General features: G+C 65.3%; 18 protein-coding genes and 2 pseudogenes. 10 read left to right on the forward strand and 10 right to left on the reverse strand.

What is annotated here, in order from left to right; translation table 11 throughout:
* The first annotated feature begins 18 nt into the window (after window positions 1–18).
* Window positions 19–1,005: a hypothetical protein gene (locus TY51_RS03630; protein WP_042245990.1), complete on the forward strand. Its 987-nt coding sequence runs from the start codon at window positions 19–21 to the stop codon at window positions 1,003–1,005.
* A gap of 9 nt (window positions 1,006–1,014) precedes the next feature.
* On the opposite strand, the gene TY51_RS03635 is transcribed toward TY51_RS03630, so the two are convergent.
* The 4 genes and pseudogenes from TY51_RS03635 to TY51_RS03645 all read right to left on the reverse strand — a co-directional run bounded on the left by TY51_RS03635 (window position 1,015) and on the right by TY51_RS03645 (window position 4,133).
* A complete protein-coding gene (locus TY51_RS03635; protein ID WP_197054629.1) occupies window positions 1,015–1,326 on the reverse strand; it encodes a hypothetical protein in 312 nt (103 codons plus the stop codon).
* Window positions 1,327–1,418: 92 nt separating this feature from the next.
* A complete protein-coding gene (locus TY51_RS21645; protein ID WP_197054630.1) occupies window positions 1,419–1,958 on the reverse strand; it encodes a hypothetical protein in 540 nt (179 codons plus the stop codon).
* 10 nt (window positions 1,959–1,968) lie between these two features.
* A pseudogene (glf, locus tag TY51_RS03640) lies at window positions 1,969–3,104 on the reverse strand (UDP-galactopyranose mutase).
* A gap of 93 nt (window positions 3,105–3,197) precedes the next feature.
* A complete protein-coding gene (locus TY51_RS03645; RefSeq protein ID WP_052649736.1) occupies window positions 3,198–4,133 on the reverse strand; it encodes an NAD-dependent epimerase/dehydratase family protein in 936 nt (311 codons plus the stop codon).
* A 215-nt stretch (window positions 4,134–4,348) separates the two neighbouring features.
* Here TY51_RS03645 and TY51_RS03650 point away from each other — a divergent pair, with 215 nt between their 5' ends.
* The 4 genes from TY51_RS03650 (at window position 4,349) to TY51_RS03665 (ending at window position 10,276) form a co-directional block, all read left to right on the forward strand.
* Window positions 4,349–4,822, forward strand: coding sequence for a hypothetical protein (locus TY51_RS03650; protein WP_042245998.1), 474 nt, complete (start codon window positions 4,349–4,351; stop codon window positions 4,820–4,822).
* Window positions 4,823–7,396 (forward strand): rhamnan synthesis F family protein, encoded by a 2,574-nt coding sequence (locus TY51_RS03655; protein WP_042246001.1) that lies wholly within the window; start codon window positions 4,823–4,825, stop codon window positions 7,394–7,396. It begins immediately after the preceding gene.
* A gap of 21 nt (window positions 7,397–7,417) precedes the next feature.
* Window positions 7,418–8,662 carry a hypothetical protein gene (locus TY51_RS03660; protein ID WP_042246004.1) on the forward strand — a complete coding sequence of 415 codons (1,245 nt, stop codon included), beginning with the start codon at window positions 7,418–7,420 and terminating at the stop codon, window positions 8,660–8,662.
* 162 nt (window positions 8,663–8,824) lie between these two features.
* Entirely contained in the window at window positions 8,825–10,276 is a 1,452-nt protein-coding gene (locus tag TY51_RS03665) for a sulfotransferase family protein (protein ID WP_042246007.1), read from the forward strand.
* 100 nt (window positions 10,277–10,376) lie between these two features.
* On the opposite strand, the gene TY51_RS03670 is transcribed toward TY51_RS03665, so the two are convergent.
* From TY51_RS03670 to TY51_RS03680, 3 genes are all read right to left on the reverse strand, one after another.
* A complete protein-coding gene (locus TY51_RS03670; RefSeq protein ID WP_052649738.1) occupies window positions 10,377–10,880 on the reverse strand; it encodes an HAD family acid phosphatase in 504 nt (167 codons plus the stop codon).
* A 144-nt stretch (window positions 10,881–11,024) separates the two neighbouring features.
* Window positions 11,025–12,266 (reverse strand): MFS transporter, encoded by a 1,242-nt coding sequence (locus TY51_RS03675; protein ID WP_042246010.1) that lies wholly within the window; start codon window positions 12,264–12,266, stop codon window positions 11,025–11,027.
* Window positions 12,267–12,354: 88 nt separating this feature from the next.
* Entirely contained in the window at window positions 12,355–12,945 is a 591-nt protein-coding gene (locus TY51_RS03680) for an outer membrane lipoprotein carrier protein LolA (protein WP_042246044.1), read from the reverse strand.
* Between the two features lie 151 nt (window positions 12,946–13,096).
* Here TY51_RS03680 and TY51_RS03685 point away from each other — a divergent pair, with 151 nt between their 5' ends.
* Both TY51_RS03685 and TY51_RS03690 read left to right on the forward strand, forming a co-directional pair.
* On the forward strand, window positions 13,097–14,329 hold the full coding sequence (locus TY51_RS03685) for a putative DNA modification/repair radical SAM protein (protein ID WP_042246013.1): 1,233 nt from the start codon (window positions 13,097–13,099) through the stop codon (window positions 14,327–14,329).
* On the forward strand, window positions 14,329–15,750 hold the full coding sequence (locus TY51_RS03690; protein ID WP_156117865.1) for a UdgX family uracil-DNA binding protein: 1,422 nt from the start codon (window positions 14,329–14,331) through the stop codon (window positions 15,748–15,750). Before TY51_RS03685 ends, TY51_RS03690 begins: the two co-directional genes overlap by 1 nt.
* 4 nt (window positions 15,751–15,754) lie before the next feature.
* Here TY51_RS03690 and TY51_RS03695 read toward each other — a convergent pair whose 3' ends face one another.
* The 3 genes and pseudogenes from TY51_RS03695 to TY51_RS03705 all read right to left on the reverse strand — a co-directional run bounded on the left by TY51_RS03695 (window position 15,755) and on the right by TY51_RS03705 (window position 18,845).
* A complete protein-coding gene (locus TY51_RS03695) occupies window positions 15,755–16,666 on the reverse strand; it encodes a glutaminase (RefSeq protein ID WP_042246016.1) in 912 nt (303 codons plus the stop codon).
* 55 nt (window positions 16,667–16,721) lie between these two features.
* Window positions 16,722–17,945: a UbiH/UbiF/VisC/COQ6 family ubiquinone biosynthesis hydroxylase gene (locus TY51_RS03700; protein WP_042246018.1), complete on the reverse strand. Its 1,224-nt coding sequence runs from the start codon at window positions 17,943–17,945 to the stop codon at window positions 16,722–16,724.
* Between the two features lie 49 nt (window positions 17,946–17,994).
* A pseudogene (locus TY51_RS03705) lies at window positions 17,995–18,845 on the reverse strand (SDR family oxidoreductase).
* A gap of 94 nt (window positions 18,846–18,939) precedes the next feature.
* Here TY51_RS03705 and TY51_RS03710 point away from each other — a divergent pair.
* The 3 genes from TY51_RS03710 to TY51_RS03720 all read left to right on the forward strand — a co-directional run bounded on the left by TY51_RS03710 (window position 18,940) and on the right by TY51_RS03720 (window position 21,886).
* Window positions 18,940–20,424 carry an AMP nucleosidase gene (locus TY51_RS03710; protein WP_042246021.1) on the forward strand — a complete coding sequence of 495 codons (1,485 nt, stop codon included), beginning with the start codon at window positions 18,940–18,942 and terminating at the stop codon, window positions 20,422–20,424.
* 147 nt (window positions 20,425–20,571) lie between these two features.
* Window positions 20,572–20,871 carry an HU family DNA-binding protein gene (locus TY51_RS03715; RefSeq protein WP_042246023.1) on the forward strand — a complete coding sequence of 100 codons (300 nt, stop codon included), beginning with the start codon at window positions 20,572–20,574 and terminating at the stop codon, window positions 20,869–20,871.
* A 124-nt stretch (window positions 20,872–20,995) separates the two neighbouring features.
* Window positions 20,996–21,886 (forward strand): DMT family transporter, encoded by an 891-nt coding sequence (locus TY51_RS03720; RefSeq protein ID WP_042246025.1) that lies wholly within the window; start codon window positions 20,996–20,998, stop codon window positions 21,884–21,886.
* Window positions 21,887–21,921: the final 35 nt, after the last annotated feature.

The following is a 21,921-nucleotide window of genomic DNA, read 5'->3' on the forward strand; positions in this document are numbered from 1 at the left end:
AGAGAACACGAAAGCATCATGAGCGACCGCAGAACCCTGTTCCTTCATATCGGTGTCCACCGGACAGCAACGACGGCCATCCAGGCGACGATGTTCAAGAACTGGACGCGGCTGCGCGACGAAGGCTATCTGTACCCGTTGGGCGTCGAACGGCATATCGGCACCTTCAACAACATCTTTTTCGGCAACACGACCGCCAAGGATGTCTCAAAGACCCTGCTGGCACGAGCCGAATCGCACCCGGTCAAAATTCACACCCTGATCATGAGCGATGAAGACGTCAGCATGCGTCGCGACATCAGCGCCCTGCGCGATTTCGCGGACGATTTCGACGTCAAGGTGATCTTCGCGATGCGCCGACAGGACCTGTGGCTGGAAAGCTGGTGGGCACAGAACGTGAAGGGGCAGTGGGATCGCAGGTACTGTCACATGTCCTGGCCGGACTTCATGCAGAACCGGGCCGATTTCCACTGGATCGATTATGACCGTTACATCCGTCACATCGAAGACGTCTTCGGTGAGGGCAGCGTCCGACCCTATGTGTTCGAACGTGAGCAGATGCCTGATGGTGCAATCGCGGCGTTCTGCCGACAGTTCGGGTTCACCGATGGGGCAAGCCTGCAGAAGGCGGGCGGAGAGAACATCAGCCTGACACCCGAAGTGTCCGAATTTGTCCGGCACCTGCCCTTGATCGACGCGCCGATGCCGCTGCGCCTGCGCCTTATCGCGATGGCCGAAGGGGTGGATCGCAAGCTCCGTGCCGAAAACCCAGTGACCCTGATGATCCCGCATGAAGAACGCATGGCGATCATGCAGGAATACGCTCCGGGCAACAGTCGGGTCGCCCGGCGTTTCTTTGGTCGCGATGACCTGTTCCTGGCGCCTCTGCCACAGGCCTCACAGCCGGTGACGACACCGCAATTGCCGCGTTTCTCGGGTCCTGCCATGGAGCGACTTGTTGCGCCGTTCGTGGCCGAAATGATCAAGCGGTTCAGTAAAGACTGACGCCGCCTGTCAGGCGTTGCGCATCAGGCGGTCGCGGGCGTCGTCCATCGCACGCAAGGCCAGCACCGGTTTGCCCTGTGCCGCAAGGGCAAGGGCACGGGTCTCGCTAAGGTCGGAATGCGGAAAACGCACAAGTCCGGCCGCGCAGACACGAAGGCACAGCGACGGACGACCGCGCAGCAGGGCCTCGCGCGCCAGCATTCTGTAGTAGCGGATGGTGGTCTTTCGCGACCGGATGGCGGCGGCGAATTCCGGAAGTTGGAATTGACCCGCGATGACCTGACGGCTGATCCGCTTCATCAGGCCTGTCTGGACAAGCATGGGCGGGACGCCATGGCCCCCGGCAGGAACAGCCACCATGCGTGTGGCCGGCGCGACGGCGATCATGTCAGCATGCCGCTTGTCGGGACGGTTCAGCGGATCATAGAAGACATAGGCGTTCTTCGCCGCCCTGAGCCCTGTGGCCGCATCCCCGTAGGGCAAAGACCAATCCTGATCCAGACCTTCGGCGAATCGGCGTTCCCACGGAACGCGAGCGCGGTCCAGCGTTGCCTGAGGCTGAGCGACAGCACCGTGCACCCCGGCGCAAGCGGTGCAAATGCAGCGGCGCCGAAAGCCCCCATCGAGCTGCCGGCAAACACCACGTTTTCGAACTGTCGGAAAAATCCCGATCCGGACAGATCTTCCAGCGCGGTGATCAGATGGCGGCAGCGGAACCAGTCGTTCGTCGCCGCGATTACACCCAGCAGTGAGTGGCCTTCCTCGCGGTAGAATTTTTCACCCCAGATCGTGCGACCTTGGAATGGGGTATTCTTGGCCCGTGCCGCGTTGTCAAAAGACACGATCAGCGTGTCACTGCCCTTCAGGAACTGCAGGCGGTGGCCGGGTGTCGTGGTGGTGAAATCCTTGGCGGCGGTACCCACCGATGGGCGGGATGACGACTTTCCGAACATGATACGCCTCTCAGATCGGGGATTTGACGAAGGCGGGCATCGCGCCGCCATCCCGGTCGAAGGCCGCGACCGTCTCCAGCGCCTCACGGATCGTCACGTCCATGTCCAGATAGCGATAGGTGCCAAGGCGACCGACGAAGGTCACGCCGGGGGTGGCGTTTGCCAGGTCGACATACTGCTCCAGCAGGGATTTCTCCTCGACCAGGCGGATCGGGTAATAGGGCGTGTCGCCCGGCTCTGCCTGGCGCGAGAATTCGCGATAGCAGACCGACCCCTGATGGCTTTCCCACGGGCTGAAATGCTTGTGCTCGGTGATCCGGGTAAATGGCACGTCGCGGTCGCCATAGTTCATCACCGCGCAGCCTGATGGTCGCCGTCATGATTGAAGCGTTCGAAATCCAGCGTGCGATAGCCAAGCCGGCCAAGGCGATAGTCGAAATACCCGTCCAGCGGTCCCGACCAGAAGACGTGGTCGGCATCCGACGCCATCTCGGGGCTGTATTCGGTGCCCAGTTCGACCTTGATGCGCGGGTGATCCAGAATGGCCGCGACCATCGCGGTGTATCCGTCCTGCGGCATCCCCTGAAAGCGATGGAAGAAATAGTTGTCGTCATAGTTGAACCGCACCGGCAGCCGCTTGAGGATCGAGGCCGGCAGCTCGGTCGGCGAACATCCCCACTGCTTTTCGGTATATCCCTTGAAGAACGCCTCGTAGAGTTCGGGGCCCACGAAACGCAGGGCCTGATCTTCGAAGCTTTGCGGATCGGTGATGGTCGTGTCGGCCTTGGATTCGATGAAGGCGCGGGCCTCTTCGGGGCGCAGGGTCGTGCCGAAGAACTGGTTGATCGTCAGCAGGTTCACGGGCAGCGAATAGACCCGGCCCTGCGCGGTCGTCTTGACCCGGTTCTGGAACGGCATGAAGCGCGCAAAGCGGTTGACGTAATCCCACACGCCCTCGTCGTCGGTGTGGAAGATGTGCGGGCCATAGACATGCATCATGACGCCGGTATCGGCGTCGCGTTCCGTATGGCAGTTGCCGGCGATATGAGGGCGCGCATCGATGATGCGGCAGTCATGCCCGGCCTCGGCCAGTTCGCGTCCGATCACGGCACCGGACAGTCCCGCGCCCACCAATAGAATTCTCATTGCCCCGCCCCGCCTTTGCGCATGGTTCGACATTCCGTCGTGCCTTGCGCGATGATATAGCGAGGTGCGGGGGTCAGGCCAACAGGCAGCCGCCTAGGCGACGGCCGAAACCCGCTGCTGCTGGGATATCCAGTCCCAACTGTCCCGCATGCCCTGTTCCAGCGTGATGGTGGGGTTCCATCCGACGGCCTTGCGAATCCTGGCGATGTCCAGAATGATCCTGGGCACGTCGAAGCCGCGGCCCGGCCGATAGAGGGGTGACAGGTCCCGGCCAGTGATCTCCGCCGTCAGCTCGACGATGCGCTTGACCGAAGCACCTTCACCCGAACCGGCGTTGAAACAGCCGTTGATCGGCGCTTCCAAGGCAATCGCCGACAGGTTTGCAAGGTCGCGCACATCAATGAAGTCCCGGATGATGCTGCCGTCGCCCCAGACCTCGATCTGCTCGCCTTGTGCAATCTTCCAAAGGTACGTGCCAATGATGCCCTGCAGGCCGGCATTGCCCTGACGTGGGCCGTAGGGGTTCGACGCACGTAACGCGACGAAGTCCAGGCCATGAAGCTTGCGCTCCATGTGCAGATAGTTCTCGATCGCGACCTTGACGATGCCGTACGAGCTGATCGGAACCAGCGGGTGGCTTTCGGGAACCTCCTCGCACTGGGGCACGCCATAGACGGTCCCGCCGGATGACAGAAACACCAGCTTCTTGATGTTCCGGGTGCGCATCGCGTGCAACAGCCGGACAGTTGCGATCAGGTTGCCTTCGATGTCGGCGCAGGGGTTCATGTTCGACGTCGCAGGCACCGTTGTGCTGGCACTGTGGATAACCGAATCGACGTCGCGCAGGGCGACCTTCAGAACGTCCTCGGATGAAAAGCTGCCCCTGACGTACTCAACCCCCGGCAGAGGAGGGCGAAAGGCCTCGGGCTTCATATCCAGCACGCGCACGCGGTGTCCGTGGGCGATAAGCGCGTCGACGATATGGGATCCGATGAAGCCGCAGCCGCCAATTACTAGGGTTCGAGTCATGATAAGGTATCCGTTTTTTCGCGGTGTTCCGTCGTAACGCAGACTGATCGTGACTGACATGCGCGGCGCAACCTGGCCTCGGCGAGATCACCCATACCGGAAACATGCTGCATTGCAAACAACTGCAGGGCTGGCCATAAGCCCCCTGCGGTCGCCGCAATCCGGGTCTTTGGGCAGCACCGCATTGCGGAACAGGCCGACTGGAAGGAGCAGGCATGGTAGTGATTTTACATGCAAAAGCAGATCAGCCAGTACAATTGCTGTCTGCTGAGCTTTTGAAAGAAAACGATTTCATCGTGCTGGCGGGTCCGGTGGGGGCATTCGATGCAAGCGGCTGGGACACTGCGCCGGGCGAGGTCGGCGGCGCGGTTCTGCGTGTCTCCCACCTGACCCCCAGACATTCCGCCTTCGAAGTGTTGGCCGAATGCTTGTGCCTCTGTCAGCGGCTTCTTGCCGAACATTTATGCGAATTGCGCTATTATCAACCTCAGGACGAACAGGACGCCTTACATGATGACACTCCTGTCGCATGGTCGGCCCTGCCGGACGGAAGCGTGACAGCATTTCGCTTGGCCCCGATGGTCGCCAGCAGCCCGCTGCTGGCAACGGTATCACGCGATCTTGCTGGGCGGACGATGACTGACGACCGGCGCTTTACCTTTCTTGCCGCCGCCTTTGCAGGAGCCTGAATGCCTTATCCCAACGACATCTGGACGACGCTTGCCGGCCGAGCGGGGATCGTCGACCAACGACCCGATTTCCGTTTCGATTCCGAATTCTACGCGCGCACCTATCCAGAGCTTGGACGCGACGATGCAACATTGCTGCATCACTATACCGATCATGGACGGTCCGAGGGACGCCATGGCACCTATTACAGCCTGCTGCGCAGGCAGGCGCCCCATATTGATGCTGCGCTGGACAAGCTGATCACCCACCCCGATATCCGGACGTTGATTGACGCCCGGCATCCCGATGCCCTGCATCTGGCATTCGAGGCGATCCAGTTGGGCGCACCCGTCGATTCGGACATCTCGGATTTCTCGATGCAGGCATATCTGGAGTGGTATCCGGACATCGAGGCAGCGGGCATGAACCCGCTGATGCACTATCTGCGCTTTGGATCGATGGAAGGCGGTCGCCGCACGCTGGCGGACCTGCGCAAGGGGTTTCACTCGGGACGCCAGGTGTTTCGCCCCGAACTGCCGACCGTTCTGATCTGCGTTCACGAGATGTCGCGCACCGGCGCACCCGTCGTTGGCCGCGATCTGGTCCGTGAGGCAAGCCGCACCCATAACGTTGTGGTGGCCGCCCTGCGCGGCGGCGATCTGCTGGACCAGTTCCTGCCGCATTGCTGCGGTGCCCTGGTCACCGATAACCCGCTGCGCGAGATGCCCTATGTGAACGCGGACGTGTTCCGCGGGATCGACCACGCCATCCTCAACTCGGTCGAATGCGCGCCATTCATCCATCCGCTGGTCGCCCAGGATATCCCCTTTGCGGCCTATATCCACGAATATGCCGACTATACGTTCCCGTCGTGGAAATCGCTGTACATGGCCGCCTTTGCGGACCTTCTTATATTCTCGTCCGAGCATGTCCGCGACAGCTGGCAGGGGCGTCTGGCGGATGTCGATTTTGATACCGCAAATGACAGCACCATCATTCCCCAGCATCCGCTGATCGACGGCCGGGTCACCGAACAGCGCCTCGTCGAGGCACGGCAAAGGATTTCCTCCGCTCTGGGCCGCGATCTGGCGGACGCGCGCATCGTCTGCGGCGCGGGCCATGTCCAGTGGCGCAAGGGTACCGACATCTTTGTGCAGGCCGCACAGATCTGCGCCGACACCGACCCGGATACCGTCTTCGTGTGGATCGGCGACGGCCAGAACCATCAGGACATGGGATTCGGGGTCTGGTTCGACTATCACCTTCGCCAGGTTGGTGCGAACCGGCCGGATGGCAACCTGTTCATGCTGCCGGCGGGCCCGCTGTATCTGGACCTCATGGACGCCGCTGATTCGATGTTCCTGTCGTCGCGCCTGGACCCTTTGCCGAACGTGGTGTTCGACGCGGTGCGGCGCGGTCAGACGATGGTCTGTTTCGACGGCGCGACAGGCTTTGCCGACGACCGGTATCGCGGGTCCGATCGGATCACGCGCACGCCCTATGCCGATCCGGCGGCGGCGGTTCGGGCCCTGCTGACGCTGCCCCGCAAGACGGGCACTCCCGATCAGGACGCGACCACCGCCCGAAACGATGGGCCGCTGCTGTTCGATCGCATGCGCGGCGCCCTGCAGGACCGGCTGGCGCGGCAGCGCAACTTTGTCCTCGGCGAAAGCCGGATCGACATTCCGCTGCTGTTCTCCAAATCAACGGCCGATCGCCCCCTGCGCCAGCGAGAGCGCGAGAAGCTGTTCCGCTATGACCGCCGCCTGCTGTGGCGCGACGTGGATGACGCGCGCACGACCATCGCCGCATCGGACAACTGGGTGCACCGCAGCCTGCGCCTGGAGGAGTACCGCGCCATCGCGCCTGATGACGCCGGGGTGGGCGACTTTGCGATCCACGTCCACGCGTTCTACATCGACGATCTGGACGACGCCCTGCGCGACCAGGCGGCCTTTGCGCGCGCCTCGCGCATCGTCGTGACCACCGATACCGAGCTCAAGGCCGCGCAGATCCGCCAGATGGGTGCCGACCGCGGCCTGACCATCCAGACGCAGCTGGTGCCGAACCAGGGCCGGGACATCCTGCCTTTTCTGCGACTGTTCGGCCGCGACGGGCTGGCGGGCGACGACCTGATCTGGTGCCACCTGCACCAGAAGAAATCGGTCCAGACGACGTCGCATGGCGACGTCTGGCGCCGCTTCCTTCATCGCATCCTGCTGGGCGATCAGGACATGCTGTCGTCGGCCATCAGCCGGATCGCCGAACCCGGCGTGGGGCTGGTCGCCCCGTTCGAACCGCATTTCGTCCCCTGGGACGATTCGCGGCGTCTGCTGCCGGGCATCGCCGACCGCTTTCCGGGGCCGATGCCGCGGAATCCGTTGTTGTTCCCGGTGGGCAACATGTTCTGGACCCGCGCCGATGTCGCCCGGCAGATGCTGGACCTGTTCGGAGAGGACCACGCCTGGCCCAACGAGCCCATCCCGACCGACGGCACCGAGTATCACCTGATCGAGCGCCTGTGGCCCGCCATCGCCGCGCGCATGGGGCTGGAGTCGGTATTTCTGCACAAGGACGATGAGGAGCGGGTCTGAAATAGGCCCGGATGCAACGCAATGGTTCATGCAATTCGAATTACCCGACACGGTACCGACGTCTTTCTGGACAAGCCCAAGTCCGGACTTTTCCGGGATCTTGATGCGCTTGCCTTTTCGGGTTGGGCCGTCCCTTCGGTAACCGAGGTGCAGATAGAGTTTCCGACCCATCGCGTCGCTGTTTCGAAAACGCTGATGCGGCCCGACGTGACTGCCCATTTGGGACGTATCGGCGTCGAGACCTCTGACGACTGCCACGGTTTCGCCGTTCTGACCGAGGCGCAGCCGTTCCAGGTCTATGCGCTGTTCCAGGATGGCACCCGCAAGCTGCAACTTGCCGGAGAGGTCGAGGCGCCGGACAACGTCATGCTGGGTGCCAACGGCTGGCTGTTTCTCAGTTCATCGAACGGAATTCTCGAGCAGGCTGCGGGGACTTTCAATCCCGCGCCCGGCCTGAAGGTCTGGGACGACTATCTCGAACGGTTCGACATGCTTGCTCAGGAAATGCAGATCCAGTGGCGCTTTTGCATTGCGCCGTCCAAGGAGCTTATCGTTCCAGAGCTTGCACCCTTTCCAGTGTCGGATAATAATTTTCTTGCTGTATTTTTACGTCGATCGCGGTTTGCGGAGTTTATGTCGTGCCCAATTGATCAGTTCAAACGATACTCAAATATATCGTACTGGCCCTCGGACAGTCACTGGAGCGATGTAGGCGCAGCAATTGCTGCTAAGGACGTTCTTCACAGATTCGGCAGGACCAATACAGTCGTGCCGAATATAGGTGTAGAATTCTCGATCGGCATCGGTGATTTGAGTGATAAGCTCTTGGGACAGCATGATGCGGCTTTTCCCGGTATTTCGTTGCAAAATGAAAACGTTAATTTGAATTTTGACAACTATGCCGTACTGGGCGGCAATACTGGCAGATTTATGATCTGGGAGTCGGATGATGCTGGCGCTGAAGGCACGCTGTTTATCAGCGGCGGCTCTTCGTTTCACTGGATGAGCAAATTTCTGACGCCGTCTTTTAAACGCACCGTATTCCTGCATGGAACAGGTCGCATAGACGTTTCACTATTGAAGGAGGTGGCGCCGACCCATGTTCTTCTTCAAAACAACTCGCGTTTCATGAGCGTTCATCCCGATGAAGGGAATTTCTCGAACCTTTCCGAAATGCTCAATCCGGCTCAGATGAACGCGAACTGGCGGTCTGGCTATTCCTACTACGATAGGATCGCCGCAGACGTCTTGGGCCATTCCTCATGAGGGGTACGGCGCGCCGGACATCTTTCGCTTGAAACCACGGCAACCATTTGTCATGCCAGCAGAACATCAGGCAGACCGCCGGCAGTGCCATTCAGAATGGCTGACCGGCAACCCTTGGGAGGAAGGGCGCGCTGACCCTGACCCCGACCGGAGACGCATCAGATGACCTCGACCCGTCCGCAGACCGACCTGACCGTTTCACCGGTCAGAACCGCCCTGATCGTGCTGGGGATGCACAGGTCCGGCACTTCGGCGCTGGCCGGCGTGCTGGGGCATCTGGGTGCGGCGCTGCCGCAGGACCTGATGGCGCCCTCGGACATGAACGCCAAGGGGTTCTTTGAATCCAACCGCATCACCGGGCTGAACGACCGCCTGCTGGCGCAGGCCGGGTTCACCTGGTGGGACCCCCGCCGCTTCCCAGCCACCTGGTTCGGCACCCCCGAGGCGGACGCCTTGCTGGACGAGGCGGTGGAGGTGCTGAGGGCGGATTACGGCGATGCGCGGCTGTTCGTCATGAAGGACCCCAGGATCTGTCGCCTGCTGCCGTTCTGGATCGCCGCACTGGACCGCTTTGGCGCCCGGGTGCGGATCGTCCACACCCACCGCGCCGCGTGGGACGTTGCCGCATCCCTGTCGCGTTGGGCGGAATACGAGCCGGAATTCGGCCTGGTCCTGTGGGCGCGGCACGTCCTTGACGCCGAGGCCGACAGCCGCGCGCTGCCGCGCTGCTTTACCAGCTTCGAGGCGCTGATGGACGATTGGCGCACGGTCGCGCGACACGTCGCGCAGGCGCTCGGCCTGGAGTGGCCACAGGCGCCCGATCAGGCCGGACCGGCGGTGGACGACTTTCTCAGCCGCGACCTCCAGCATTTTCGAGGGGCATCGGCGACCGGGCCCGACGGGCAGCCCCTGCCGCCGGTGGTGGCCGAACTGCAGGATGTTCTGGGCGCATGGGTGCATGATGCGGGATCCGCGCAGGATCAGGGCCGTCTGGATGAACTGCGTTCGGCCCTGGACGCCAGCGGCCCGCTGTTCGACGGGCTTGCGCTGCGCACGGTGCATCGTGCGCGCGAGGTGGCGCATCTGTCGGGCCGCGTCGAAAGCCTGAGGGCAGAGGTCGCGCAGGTGCGTCAGGACCTGACCCGTGCCGGGCTTGAAGCGGGCCGCCGCGACGCCGAGATCGCAGATCAGGCGCAGCGCCTGGTGGCGACGGATCGTCGACAGCACGTCGCCTCTGTCCAGCTGCGCCAGCTGACCGAACAGCGCGCCCGCGAGATGCATGAACGCCTGCGCCTGGCCATCGCGCTGGACGACCCGGATGCGATGGCGGACAGACTGGACGAACTGGCCGATCGCGTGGAACGGGCCACCGCCGAACATCACAAGGAACGCGACTGCCTGCAGGCCGAAGCCGAGGCGATGGCCACCGAGGGGGCGCGCCTGCGGGACGATCTGGCAAAGGCTCTGCACTCCTTGGCGGAAGCGCGGGCCGAACGCGATTCCGCACAGCACTGGGGCACCGCCCGCGAGGCGGAACTGATGGCCAGCACTTCCTGGCGCGTGACGGCGCCGTTGCGGGCGGTCTCGCGCGCAGCACGCCGGTTGCGGCCCTAGGCGCGCTGCCAGGGGCGCAGCTCGGCCTCCATCCAGGTGCCGTGGGCGGCGTTGGGGAAGACGATCCAGTCCTGACCAAAGCGGTCGGCGTGGTCGTCTGTCAGGCGGTGCTGATCCTCCAGCGCGGCGCCGGCGAACGCGCCATGGAAATCGTGCAGCGTGTCGCCAAGCTGCAGGACGATCCGGTGGCCGCTTTCAACCTGCGCGCGGCGCGCGCCTTGGGCGGCCCGAACAGCAGCACCTGTTCGGCGCAGACCTGCGGCAGGCCGAGGCGCGACAGGGTCGCGATGGTGGCCAGCTTGTTCTCCTCGAACCGGTCCGAGACGTAGAAGATCGTGACCCCCAGGCTGTCAGCCAAGGCAAAGAACTCGGCGGCGCCGGGGATCAGGTGGGGGTTGCCCTCGCGCTCCCACAGCAGCCAGGTGTCCAGGTTCTGGAACATCCCTTCGTTGTGCATGGCGGCGGCCATGACGGCGCTGTTGTCCAGGATCGTCTCGTCGATGTCGCTGAGGATCGCCAGACCGGCGCCACCTCCGGCCTGATCCACGGCGGCCCGCAGGCGCAGGGTGGCCAGCGCATAGCATTGCCGCTGCAGGGCGCGCACCTCGGCCGAGCCTGCTGATAGCGGACGGCGATGGCGTGGTCGTGAGGCGTGCGGGTGGGCTGCATGATCTGTCCTTTGGTCGCGCGCAGCATTGCTAGGCCGCGCGCGCCGCCGGGTCAAATGACGGTCTGGTGGCAGGAGGCGTCACACGGCGGGGACGGGCATGCGGTACGGCGCCTCGCGGACGGGCAGGTGGATCAGGGCGCTGAAGGCCCCGATGCCCACGCCGATCCACCAGACCAGGAAATAGTCGCCCGACGCGTCATACAGCTTGCCGCCCAGCCAGACCCCCATGAACGAGCCCAGTTGATGGGACAGGAACACGAACCCGTAGAGCGTCCCCATGTAGCGCAGCCCATAGATATAGGCGACCAAACCCGAGGTCAGCGGCACCGTGGCCAGCCACAGCCCCCCCATGACCAGAGAGAACAGGACCACCGTGCCGGGCGTCATCGGCGTCAAGATAAAGGCCGCGGCGGCGATGGTGCGCAGGGTATAGATGCCCGCCAGCAGGTATTTCTTGGTATAGCGCTTGCCCAGATACCCCGCCAGGATCGCCCCGCCGATATTGGCCAGCCCGATCAGGGAGATGGCGATCGCCCCAAGCGCCGATGTCGTGGTGATGCCCAGGCCCGCCAGCATGCCGGCCGGGTCGATGGGGCCGCACATCTCGGTGATCATGGCGGGGAAATGCGCGGTGATGAAGCCCAGCTGATAGCCGCAGGAGAAGAACCCCGCAAAGATCATCATGAAGGACGGGTCGCGGAAGGCGCGCATCAGTACGGTGCCCATGCTGTCTTCCAGCTGCGACCGGGTTGCGGGCTTGCCGTCGCCCAGCATCGGCAGGAACAGCATCGTGGCCAGCACGATGACCCCGAAGATGATGAAGACCGTCTGCCAGGGATAAAAGGCCAGCAGCCCCTCTGCCAAGGGGGCGCCAAACACCTGGCCCGCAGATCCGGCGGCGGTGGCGATGCCCAGGGCCAGGCTGCGGTTGTCGTCGCTGGCGGCGCGGCCGACCACGGCCAGGATCACGCCGAACCCGGTGCCTGCGATGCCGAAACCCACGATGATCTCCAGCAGCTGGATGCTTGCCGGGGTGGTGGCAAAGGCGGTCAGGATCAGGCCCGCGCTGTACAGGATCGCGCCGACGATGATCGCCCACCGGTCGCCCCACCGTTCCGCCATCGCCCCGAAGATCGGTTGGCCGATGCCCCAGGCCAGATTCTGGATCGCGATGGCCAGCGAAAACTCCGCCCGCGGCCAGCCGAAATCCTCGGCGATGGGAATCTGGAACACGCCGAAACTGGCGCGCAGCGCAAAGTTGATCAGCAGGATCAGTGATCCGCCGATCAGCACGGGTGTCAGGATGCGGGAATGAGGCATGGCTGCGGCCTTGGATAGGATCGGCCGCAGCGTTGCCCCCGACATGGGGGTACGTCAATCACGCAATTGTCAGGATGCAATCACGCCGTCAGCGGCGCCCCATCTCCGACTGGATCGAGAACTGCGACGACGGGATAGAGCCGCCCTTGGACATCTCTCCCAGGATCACGGTGGTCTTTTGGCCGGTATCGTCGGTGACGACCCACTGGCGCAGTTCGGTCGGCGCGGTGAACACCATCTGGATGGTGCCGTTCTGGGGCCGCTGCGGGTCCTGCGCGGTCACGATGGTGCCGTTGTTCTGTTCGCTGTGACCGGTGACCATGCCCTGACGGCCAAGGTTCACGTTGGCGTCCAGGATGATCGACAGCGGGGTCTGCGACAGCGGATACTGCTGCGGGCCGCCGTTCGACTTGCCGTCGAAGATCGCCACGTTGCCGCCCGATGCCAGCACCAGCGTCGGGTCGTTGTCGTATTCGAACCGTACCCGGCCGGGACGCTGGATATAGACCGTTCCCGTCGACACCGTGCCGTCCGGGTTGATCTGCGTGAACTCGGACGTAACCGTGGTCAGGCTGTTGAGATAGCGCGAGATCTCGTTCAACGGGATGCGTTCGGCCAGGGCCGGAAAGGCCATGGCGGCAAGAAGGGCGGGCGCAAGGGCGAGGGTGCGTATGTTCATGGTCCCGATCATATCCTTTCGCTGTTGCGATGCACATCACGTCTGGCGGATGAACGCGGTGCCAACCATCGCGCGTCCGTGACGGTTCCGCATCATTTGTTTCATCCGCGACGCCTTGCGAAGAACGCATGGGGAACATATCTTTCCCGACATGGCACAGCGCACCTTGCAGGACAAGCTGGCGATCCTGTCGGACGCCGCGAAATACGACGCATCCTGTGCGTCCAGCGGAACGACGCGACGCGATTCGCGATCGGGGGGCATCGGCTCGGGCGGGGGCACGGGGATCTGCCATGCCTATACGCCGGACGGGCGATGCATCAGTCTGCTGAAGATTCTGATGACGAACTTCTGCATCTATGATTGCGCCTATTGCATCAACCGCGTCAGCAGCAACGTGGAACGCGCCCGGTTTTCGCCCGAGGAGGTTGTCCGGCTGACGCTGGAATTCTATCGGCGCAACATGATCGAGGGGCTGTTCCTGTCGTCGGGCATCATCCGCAGCCCGGACCAGACGATGGGCGATATGGTCCGCATCGCGCGGATGCTGCGGATCGAACACGGGTTCAAGGGGTACATCCACCTCAAGACCATCCCCGACGCCTCGCCCGATCTGGTGGCGCAGGCGGGGCTGTTCGCGGACCGCCTGTCGGTGAATGTCGAACTGCCCCAGGATGCTAGTTTGCGCCACCTTGCCCCCGAAAAGCGCCCCGAGACGATCCGCGCCACCATGGCCGACGTCCGTCTTGGCCGCGAGGCCGCCAAGGATCGCAGCCATACCGGCAAGCGCCCGCCGCGCTTTGCCCCCGCCGGGCAGTCCACGCAGATGATCGTGGGCGCGGATCAGGCAACGGACGTGGACATCCTGAACACCTCGGCCAATCTCTATTCGGGGTATCAGCTGAAGCGGGTCTATTACTCTGCCTTCAGCCCGATCCCCGACGCGTCCGCCATGCTGCCGCTGATCAAGCCGCCCTTGATGCGCGAACACCGCCTGTATCAGGCCGACTGGCTGATGCGGTTCTATGGCTTTGACGCGACAGAGATCGGCTCGGCGCATCCGTCGGGCAACCTGGATCTGGCGATCGACCCCAAGCTGGCTTGGGCGCTGGCCAACCGCGCGCAGTTCCCGGTCGATGTCGCCCGCGCCCCGCGCGAGATGCTGCTGCGGGTGCCGGGTTTCGGCACCAAGACCGTGGGCCGCATCCTGACCGCGCGCCGAAACGGCGTGCTGCGCTATGCGGACCTGCTGCGCATGGGCGCGATTATGTCCAAGGCGCAGCCCTTCGTCACGCTGCCCGACTGGACGCCCGGCGCACTGACCGACAGCGCGGGCCTGCGCGCACGGTTTGCGCCGCCGCCCGAACAGCTGTCGCTGTTCTGATGATCCGGGTCACGCTGCCGCGGTTCGGACGCTTTGACGCCTGGCGCGCGGCGGCCCGCGATCTGGCCAGCGCGCGCGTCGCGATGGAGGACGTGACCTGGGCTGACCCCGACACGCCTCCCGATCTGTTCGGCGCCGACCCGGCCCCGCCGCCGCGCAATCATCCGGTGGTCGCCACGCAGGAGTTCCTGCAGCTGGCCCGCCAAGTCGCCAGCCATTCCGACCCGGAACGCTGGTCGCTGCTGTACGGCGCGCTGATGCGGGCACAGGACGACCGGCGCTTTCTGTCGAACCCGGCCGATCCGATGCTGGACCGCCTGTCGCGGATGGCGAAATCGGTGCGCCGCGACATCCACAAGATGCACGCCTTTGTCCGGTTTCACGAACTGCCGTCCGACGGGCCGCGCCGGGCCTTTGGTGCCTGGTTCGAACCCGAACACCCCATCCTGGAGGCCGGGACGCCTTTCTTCGCCAAGCGCTTCGCCGACATGGACTGGCTGATCGCGACGCCCGAAGGCACCGCCCGGTTCGACGGCGATGCCATCGCCTATGACGATCCGGCGCCGCGCCCCGATCTGCCCGACGATGCCAGCCACGGGCTGTGGCAGACCTATTTCGCCAACATCTTCAACCCGGCGCGCATCAAGACCAATGCGATGCGGTCGGAAATGCCCAAGAAATACTGGAAGAACCTGCCCGAGACCCGCCTGATCCCCGATATGCTGGCCGATGCGCCGCGCCGGGTTCAGGCCATGCGCGACGCGGGCGCGTCCGATGCGCCGGCCTTTGCGCCCAAGATCACCGCCCGCTTGCGCCAGCAGCCCGACGACAGCATTCCCGACACGCTGGCGCAGGCCGCGTCTCAGGCCGCCCGCTGCACCCGGTGTGAGCTGTGTCATGCGGCGACCCAGACCGTCTGGGGGCAGGGCGATCCCGCCGCCCGCCTGATGCTGGTCGGAGAGGCGCCGGGCGATCAGGAGGATCTGGCCGGCCTGCCCTTTGTCGGCCCCGCGGGCCAGTTGCTGCACCGCACCATGGCCGAGGCGGGTCTGGCCCCCGACCGGGCTTGGCTGACCAACGCGGTCAAGCATTTCCGCTTTACCGCGCGCGGCAAGCGACGCCTGCACCAGACGCCCGACCGCGACCATGTGGACCAATGCCGCTGGTGGCTGGACCTGGAACGCCGGATGGTCGCGCCGCGTCTGACCGTGGCCTTGGGGGCGACGGCGGCTTTCGCGCTGACCGGCAACCGCAAGCCGCTGACCCCGCGGCGCGGCCTGGTCGAGCCTGCGCGCGACGGCGGCCCCGTCCTGATCACTTGGCACCCCAGTCTGATCCTGCGCCTGCCACCCGATCGCGCCCCCGCGGCGCTGTCAGAGCTGCGCGCCGATCTGGCGCAGGCCGTGCAGATGGTCGCCTGAAGCGTCAGCCGAAGACCGACCAGCCCGTGAACTCGGCCAGTTTTTCGGCGGCCAGCGTGCCCATCTGGGAATTGCCCCAGCCATCCAGCCCCGGCGACCAGATCGCGATGGAGGCCTTGCCCGGCGCGATGACCAGCAGCCCGCCGCCCACGCCCGATTTCGCGGGCATGCCCACGCGGAACGCGAAATTGCCCGACCCGTCATACTGGCCGCAGGTCATCATCAGCGCATTGATCCGCCGCTGTTTCACCGGGGCCAGCAGGGACGGCGCACAGTCCAGCCCGGCGATCACCCGACCTGCGCGGGCCAGCTGAATGCAGGACATCTCGATCGCGCATTGGTGGACATAGGTGCCGATGACATGGTCCGGCGGATTGCGCAGGTTGCCAAAGCTGCGCAGGTAATGCGCCAGGGCGGCGTTGCGGTATCCGGTGCGGGCCTCGGACCGGGCGACGGCCTTGTCGATGTGGATGTCGTCATCCTCGGCCGCCGCGCGCACGAAGCCCAGGATCTCGGCCAAGGTCAGCTGGGGGCTGCGGCCGCGCAGCAGCTCGTCGGTGACGACGATGGCGCCCGCGTTGATGAAGGGGTTGCGGGGGCGGCCCTTTTCCTGCTCCAGCAGCAGGATCGAATCGAACCGGTCGCCCGACGGCTCGCGCCCCACGCGCAACCAAAGCTGTTCGCCGATCCGGCCCAGCACGCAGGCCAAGGCAAAGACCTTACTGACCGACTGGATCGAAAACCCCTGGTCGGCCTGTCCCGCCCTCAGCACCTGCCCGTCGGCCAGCGCCACCGCGATGCCGAACTGATCCGGCGCGACGCCGCCCAGTTCCGGGATGTAATCCGCGACCTTGCCCCAATCGGCGGCCTTGCGGATGTCGCGGTCCAGATCCTGCAGAAAGCGGTCAAGTGTCATGGCGTCCCCCGGTGCTGCGCGCAGCCTATGGCGCGAAACGGCGTGCCGGGGAAGGTTAAAGCGCCTGACCCGCCAGCATCCGCGGCATCGGCGACACGGCCAGCCCCGCCGCCTGCCGCATGAAGCCCCGCCGCAGCCCGGGCAGCGCATCGACCGCGCCCATGCCCGCACCGCGCAGCCCGGCCACCGCCGGGTTGTCGGTCGCGAACAGCCGGTTCACCCCGTCCATGCCCAAGGCCAGTGTTGTAGCATCGGGCCTGCGCCAGGCCTGATACCGCTCCAGCACCAGCGGGCTGCCGAAATCCTCGCCGCGGCGGGCGGCGTCGACCAGCACCTCGGCCAGAGCGGCCACGTCGCGCAGACCCAGGTTCAGGCCCTGACCCGCGATCGGATGCACCCCATGCGCCGCGTCCCCAACCAGCGCCACACGCGGGGCGGCATAGTCGCGCGCCAGCGACAGCGACAGCGGATAGCTGAACCGCGGCCCGGCCAGTGACAGTGCGCCCAGGAAATCGCCAAAGCGCGGGCGCAGGACCGTCAGGAAGTCGTCGTCGTCCAGCGCGGCGATGGCTGCGGCATTCGTGGCGGTTTCCGACCAGACGATGTTGCTGCGGTTGCCGGGCAAAGGCAGGATCGCCAGCGGCCCGGTCGCCATGAAATACTGATGCGCGATGCCGTGATGCGGCAGCGCGTGGTCGATGGCCGCGACCAGCGCGGTCTGGCCATAGTCCCATCCCTGCCGCTTGATGCCCGCACGCGTGGCCACGCCCGACCCGCGCCCGTCCGCGCCGACCAGCAGGCGTGCGGTCAGGCGCTGTCCATCGGACAGGATCGCGGTGACATTCGCCGGTCCGACCTCCTGTCCGGTCACGGACAGGCCGGGCAGGGTGGTCACCGCCCCCGCCATCGCGTCGACCAGAGCTGCGTGCAGGAAGCGGTCCTCCAGCATGTGGCCGACGGGGCCCTCGCCCAGTTCGGCACTGTCGAAATGCAGGAAGAAATGGCCCGCGCCCTCTCCGGGTTGGCCTTGGGACGCCTTGATCTGGTGGATGGGCTGGGCATCGGCGGCCAGCCGGTCCCACAGGCCAAGCGCCCGCAGCACCCGGACCGAGGCGATGGCCAGCGAATAGGCCCGCCCGTCGAACCCCGCGCCCGCCCGTGCCCGCGCGGGCTGCGGGTCGACCACGGCCACGCGCAGACCCACCTGCGCCAGGGCCAGCGCCAGCGTCGGGCCGTTCAGCCCGCCCCCGGCAATCACGATGTCGAAATCCTGTGTCATGCCCAGCAGAATGCACGGGCCGGGGGCAAAGGCAATGCGGCGCGCAGCCTCACGCGCCCTGCGCCAGCAGCGCGGCCAGCCCGCTGCGATAGTCAGGATAGCGTAGCGTGACGCCAAGGTCGCGCTTGATGCGATCGTTCCGCACCCGCTTGCTGTCGCCATAGAACGACCGCGCCATGGGGGTCATGTCGGCCTGATCGAAGGGCACGGCGGGCGGCAGCGGCAGGCCCAGCAGGGTCGCGGCATGCGCGATCACGTCCTGGGGCGGGGCCGGGTCGTCGTCGCAGACGTTGTAGATGCCGATCGGCGCGGGCGCGTCGATGGAGGCCATCAGGACCTGGGCGATATCCTCGACATGGATGCGCGAAAAGACCTGGCCGGGCTTGATGATGCGGCGCGCGGTGCCGTCGCGGACCTTCTGGAACGGGCCGCGGCCGGGACCATAGATCCCGGCCAGCCGAAAGATGTGCAGCGGCAGGTCATGGGTGCGGGCCAGGTCCTGCCAGTCGGCCTCGGCGGCGATGCGGGCCTGGCCGCGCACGCCCGATCCGTCCAGAACCGAATCCTCGTCGACCCAGCCTCCGTCGCGGTCGCCATAGACACCGGTGGTGGACAGATAGCCCAGCCAACGGGGGCGGGCGCGGGCCAGATCGTCCCGGAACGCTGTCAGCACGGGGTCGCCGTCCCGGCCGGCGCGGCGCTGACCAGGATCGCGTCGGCTTGGGGGATGGCTGTACGCAACGCGTCCTCGGACCCCGGCCACAACAAGGGCTCCGCCCCCGCGGCTGCGACGCGGTCGGGGTCGTCGCGCGTGGTACCGGTGACCTGCCAGCCGCGGGCGGTCAGCAGGGGTGTCAGAAAGCCGGCGCTGTAGCCGTGACCGAAAACGAGCATCTTCATGACGGCACCGTAACGGCGCGCGCGCGGCTGCGCCAGACGCTTGCCTGCCGCCCGCGCCGCTGGCAGGGTCGGCGCAACAAGAAGGACAGATCCGATGACGACAGACGCCCGCTTTCTGCCGGTCCAGACCCCCGACGCCGCGGCACCCCGCGATTTCACCGATGCTGCCGCCGCCGTGGCCCATCTGCGTGCGCTGTACGACCAGGCGACCGGCTTTCTGCTGGGCCATTTCACCGCCATCCTGGAAGGCGCGTCCCCCGTCGCGCGGTATCGCGCCTTCTACCCCGAGGTGCGGCTGATCGTCCCGACCCACGGCAAGATCGACAGCCGCCTGTCGTTCGGTCATGTCGTCGCACCCGGCGTCTATGCGGCGACGGTGACGCGTCCGGACCTGTTTCAGCACTACCTGACCGAACAGCTGGGCCTGCTGATCAAGAATCACGAGGTACCGGTCAGCATCGGCCTGTCGGACACGCCGATGCCGGTGCATTTCGCGGTCGCCGCCCAAAGCGACCTGGCCGTCCCGCAGGAGGGCGTGCTGGATTTCAGCCTGCGCGACGTCTTCGACGTGCCGGACCTGAACACCATGAACGATGACATCGTGAACGGCGTCGCGGGCGCATTGCCCGACGGCAGCCAGCATCTGGCAGCCTTTACCGCGCAGCGGGTCGATTATTCGCTGGCGCGCCTGGCCCATTACACCGCCACCGCGCCCGAGCATTTCCAGAACTTCGTGCTGTTCACCAACTATCAGTTCTATGTCGACGAGTTCGAGGCCTTTGCCCGCCGCGTCCTGTCGGACCCGGACAGCGGCTATACCGCCTTTGTCGCGCCCGGAAACCAGCAGATCACCGACGGGCACGACACCATCGTGCCGCTGTCCAAGCTGCCGCAGATGCCGACCTATCACCTGAAGCGCGCCAACGGGCAGGGGATCACGCTGGTCAATATCGGCGTGGGCCCGTCCAACGCCAAGACCGCGACCGACCACATCGCCGTGCTGCGCCCGCATGTCTGGCTGATGGTCGGCCATTGCGCGGGCCTCAGGAACAGTCAGTCGCTGGGCGATTTCGTCCTGGCCCATGCATACCTGCGCGAGGATCACGTCCTGGACGACGACCTGCCCGTCTGGGTGCCCATCCCGGCCCTGGCCGAGGTCCAGGTCGCCCTGCAGGAGGCCGTGGCCGAGGTCACGCAGCTGGACGGGTACGAGCTGAAGCGCATCATGCGCACCGGCACCGTCGCCACCATCGACAACCGCAACTGGGAGCTGCGCGACCAGTCCGGACCGGTCCACCGCCTGTCGCTGTCGCGCGCGGTGGCGCTGGACATGGAAAGCGCCACGATCGCCGCGAACGGGTTCCGGTTCCGGGTCCCCTACGGCACGCTGCTGTGCGTCAGCGACAAGCCGCTGCACGGAGAGCTGAAGCTGCCGGGGATGGCCACCGACTTCTATCGCACGCAGGTCGCCAACCACCTGCTGATCGGCATCCGCGCGATGGAGAAGCTGCGCGACATGCCCCTGGAACGCATCCATTCGCGCAAGCTGCGGTCCTTCAGCGAGACGGCGTTCCTGTAGCGCGGCGACAAAACAGCAGCAAACGCGGGTTTTCGCGCGTCGGGCGAAAAAGGCTTGATCTGCCCGTCAAAACCGTGTGTAGCAGGCGATATGCCGCAAAAGGCGCAATTTGTGGGCCCGGTGCAACAGGGCAAGAGGAGACGGACCATGGCTACGGCTGCTGCAAAACCGATGACCAAGACCCAACTGGTGGCGACGATCGCCGAGGAAATGGGCTCGGACAAGAAATCCGCTTCGGCCGCTCTGGACGCGATCGTGGCGATCGTGACCCGCGAAGTCGCCGGCGGCGGCGCGGTGACCCTGCCGGGCATCGGCAAGATCGCTTGCCGTGCACGCCCCGAGCGTCAGGTCCGCAACCCGCAGACCCAGGAAATGATGACCAAGCCCGCCGACAAGCAGGTCAAGGTCACCATCGCGAAGGCCCTGAAGGACAGCGTCAACAGCTGATCCGCAGAACCTGCGATGACGGATCGGGGTCGTGCCATCGGGCACGGCCCCTTTTCTTTATGGCTTCACCCCGCGGCGGCGCTCTGTTAGCCGTTTTGCATCACCTGCAAGAAAGGCCTGGTCCATGGATCTCCGCGCGTTGCTGATGGGTCTGGCCTTCGCGGTGATGTGGGCATCGGCCTTCACCTCGACCCGGATGATCGTGACCGAGGCGCCGCCGCTGATGGCGCTGGCGCTGCGCTTTGCGCTGTCGGGCGTGATCGGCGTGCTGATCGCGCTGGCCATCGGGCAGACCTGGCGCACCCTGACGCGGGTGCAATGGCGCGCGGTGCTGATCCTGGGCCTGTGCCAGAACGCGCTGTACCTGGGCCTGAACTGGACCGCGATGCAGTGGATCGAGGCCGGGCTGGCATCGATCATCGCCGCGACCATGCCGTTGCTGGTGGCCTTTTTGGGCTGGACCCTGATGGGCGAACGCCTGCGCCCGATGGGCGTGGCGGGGCTGGTTCTGGGCGTCGCGGGCGTGGCGATCATCATGGGCGCGCGGCTGCAGGGCGGCAGCGACCTGACCGGGATCGTCATGTGCTTTGTCGCGGCGCTGGCGCTGGCCGTGGCCACGCTGACGGTGCGGGGCGCCAGTTCGGGCGGCAACGTCATGATGATCGTGGGCCTGCAGATGCTGGTCGGTGCCGTCACCCTGGGCCTGATCGCGCCGTGGTTCGAGACCTGGGACGTCACCTATACCCCGCGCCTGGTCGTGGCGTTCCTTTATACGGTGATCGTGCCGGGGCTGGTCGCGACCTGGGTGTGGTTCATGCTGGTCGGCCGCATCGGCGCGGTTCGGGCGGCGACGTTCCACTTCCTGACGCCCTTCTTCGGCGTGGCCACCGCCGCCCTGTTCCTGGGAGAGGCCTTGGGCGCGGGCGACGTGATCGGCGTCGCGGTCATCATGGCCGGCATCCTGGCGGTGCAGCTGTCTAAGGCGCCCCCGGTCAAGCGTCCGCCACCAAGCTGACGGACCCCTGCGGCCATCGGCGGCGTTGAACCCGC

The sequence above is a fragment of the Paracoccus sp. PAMC 22219 genome (assembly GCF_000787695.1).
In the GTDB taxonomy this organism is placed as follows: Bacteria; Pseudomonadota; Alphaproteobacteria; order Rhodobacterales; family Rhodobacteraceae; genus Paracoccus.

Bases quoted from the DNA above. Each gene is read 5' to 3' on its own strand.
- TY51_RS03630 (WP_042245990.1), top strand. From the start codon at position 19: ATGAGCGACCGCAGAACCCTGTTCCTTCATATCGGTGTCCACCGGACA.
- TY51_RS03635 (WP_197054629.1), bottom strand. From the start codon at position 1,326: ATGCTTGTCCAGACAGGCCTGATGAAGCGGATCAGCCGTCAGGTCATC.
- TY51_RS21645 (WP_197054630.1), bottom strand. From the start codon at position 1,958: ATGTTCGGAAAGTCGTCATCCCGCCCATCGGTGGGTACCGCCGCCAAG.
- TY51_RS03645 (WP_052649736.1), bottom strand. From the start codon at position 4,133: ATGACTCGAACCCTAGTAATTGGCGGCTGCGGCTTCATCGGATCCCAT.
- TY51_RS03650 (WP_042245998.1), top strand. From the start codon at position 4,349: ATGGTAGTGATTTTACATGCAAAAGCAGATCAGCCAGTACAATTGCTG.
- TY51_RS03655 (WP_042246001.1), top strand. From the start codon at position 4,823: ATGCCTTATCCCAACGACATCTGGACGACGCTTGCCGGCCGAGCGGGG.
- TY51_RS03660 (WP_042246004.1), top strand. From the start codon at position 7,418: ATGGTTCATGCAATTCGAATTACCCGACACGGTACCGACGTCTTTCTG.
- TY51_RS03665 (WP_042246007.1), top strand. From the start codon at position 8,825: ATGACCTCGACCCGTCCGCAGACCGACCTGACCGTTTCACCGGTCAGA.
- TY51_RS03675 (WP_042246010.1), bottom strand. From the start codon at position 12,266: ATGCCTCATTCCCGCATCCTGACACCCGTGCTGATCGGCGGATCACTG.
- TY51_RS03680 (WP_042246044.1), bottom strand. From the start codon at position 12,945: ATGAACATACGCACCCTCGCCCTTGCGCCCGCCCTTCTTGCCGCCATG.
- TY51_RS03685 (WP_042246013.1), top strand. From the start codon at position 13,097: ATGGCACAGCGCACCTTGCAGGACAAGCTGGCGATCCTGTCGGACGCC.
- TY51_RS03690 (WP_156117865.1), top strand. From the start codon at position 14,329: ATGATCCGGGTCACGCTGCCGCGGTTCGGACGCTTTGACGCCTGGCGC.
- TY51_RS03695 (WP_042246016.1), bottom strand. From the start codon at position 16,666: ATGACACTTGACCGCTTTCTGCAGGATCTGGACCGCGACATCCGCAAG.
- TY51_RS03700 (WP_042246018.1), bottom strand. From the start codon at position 17,945: ATGACACAGGATTTCGACATCGTGATTGCCGGGGGCGGGCTGAACGGC.
- TY51_RS03710 (WP_042246021.1), top strand. From the start codon at position 18,940: ATGACGACAGACGCCCGCTTTCTGCCGGTCCAGACCCCCGACGCCGCG.
- TY51_RS03715 (WP_042246023.1), top strand. From the start codon at position 20,572: ATGGCTACGGCTGCTGCAAAACCGATGACCAAGACCCAACTGGTGGCG.
- TY51_RS03720 (WP_042246025.1), top strand. From the start codon at position 20,996: ATGGATCTCCGCGCGTTGCTGATGGGTCTGGCCTTCGCGGTGATGTGG.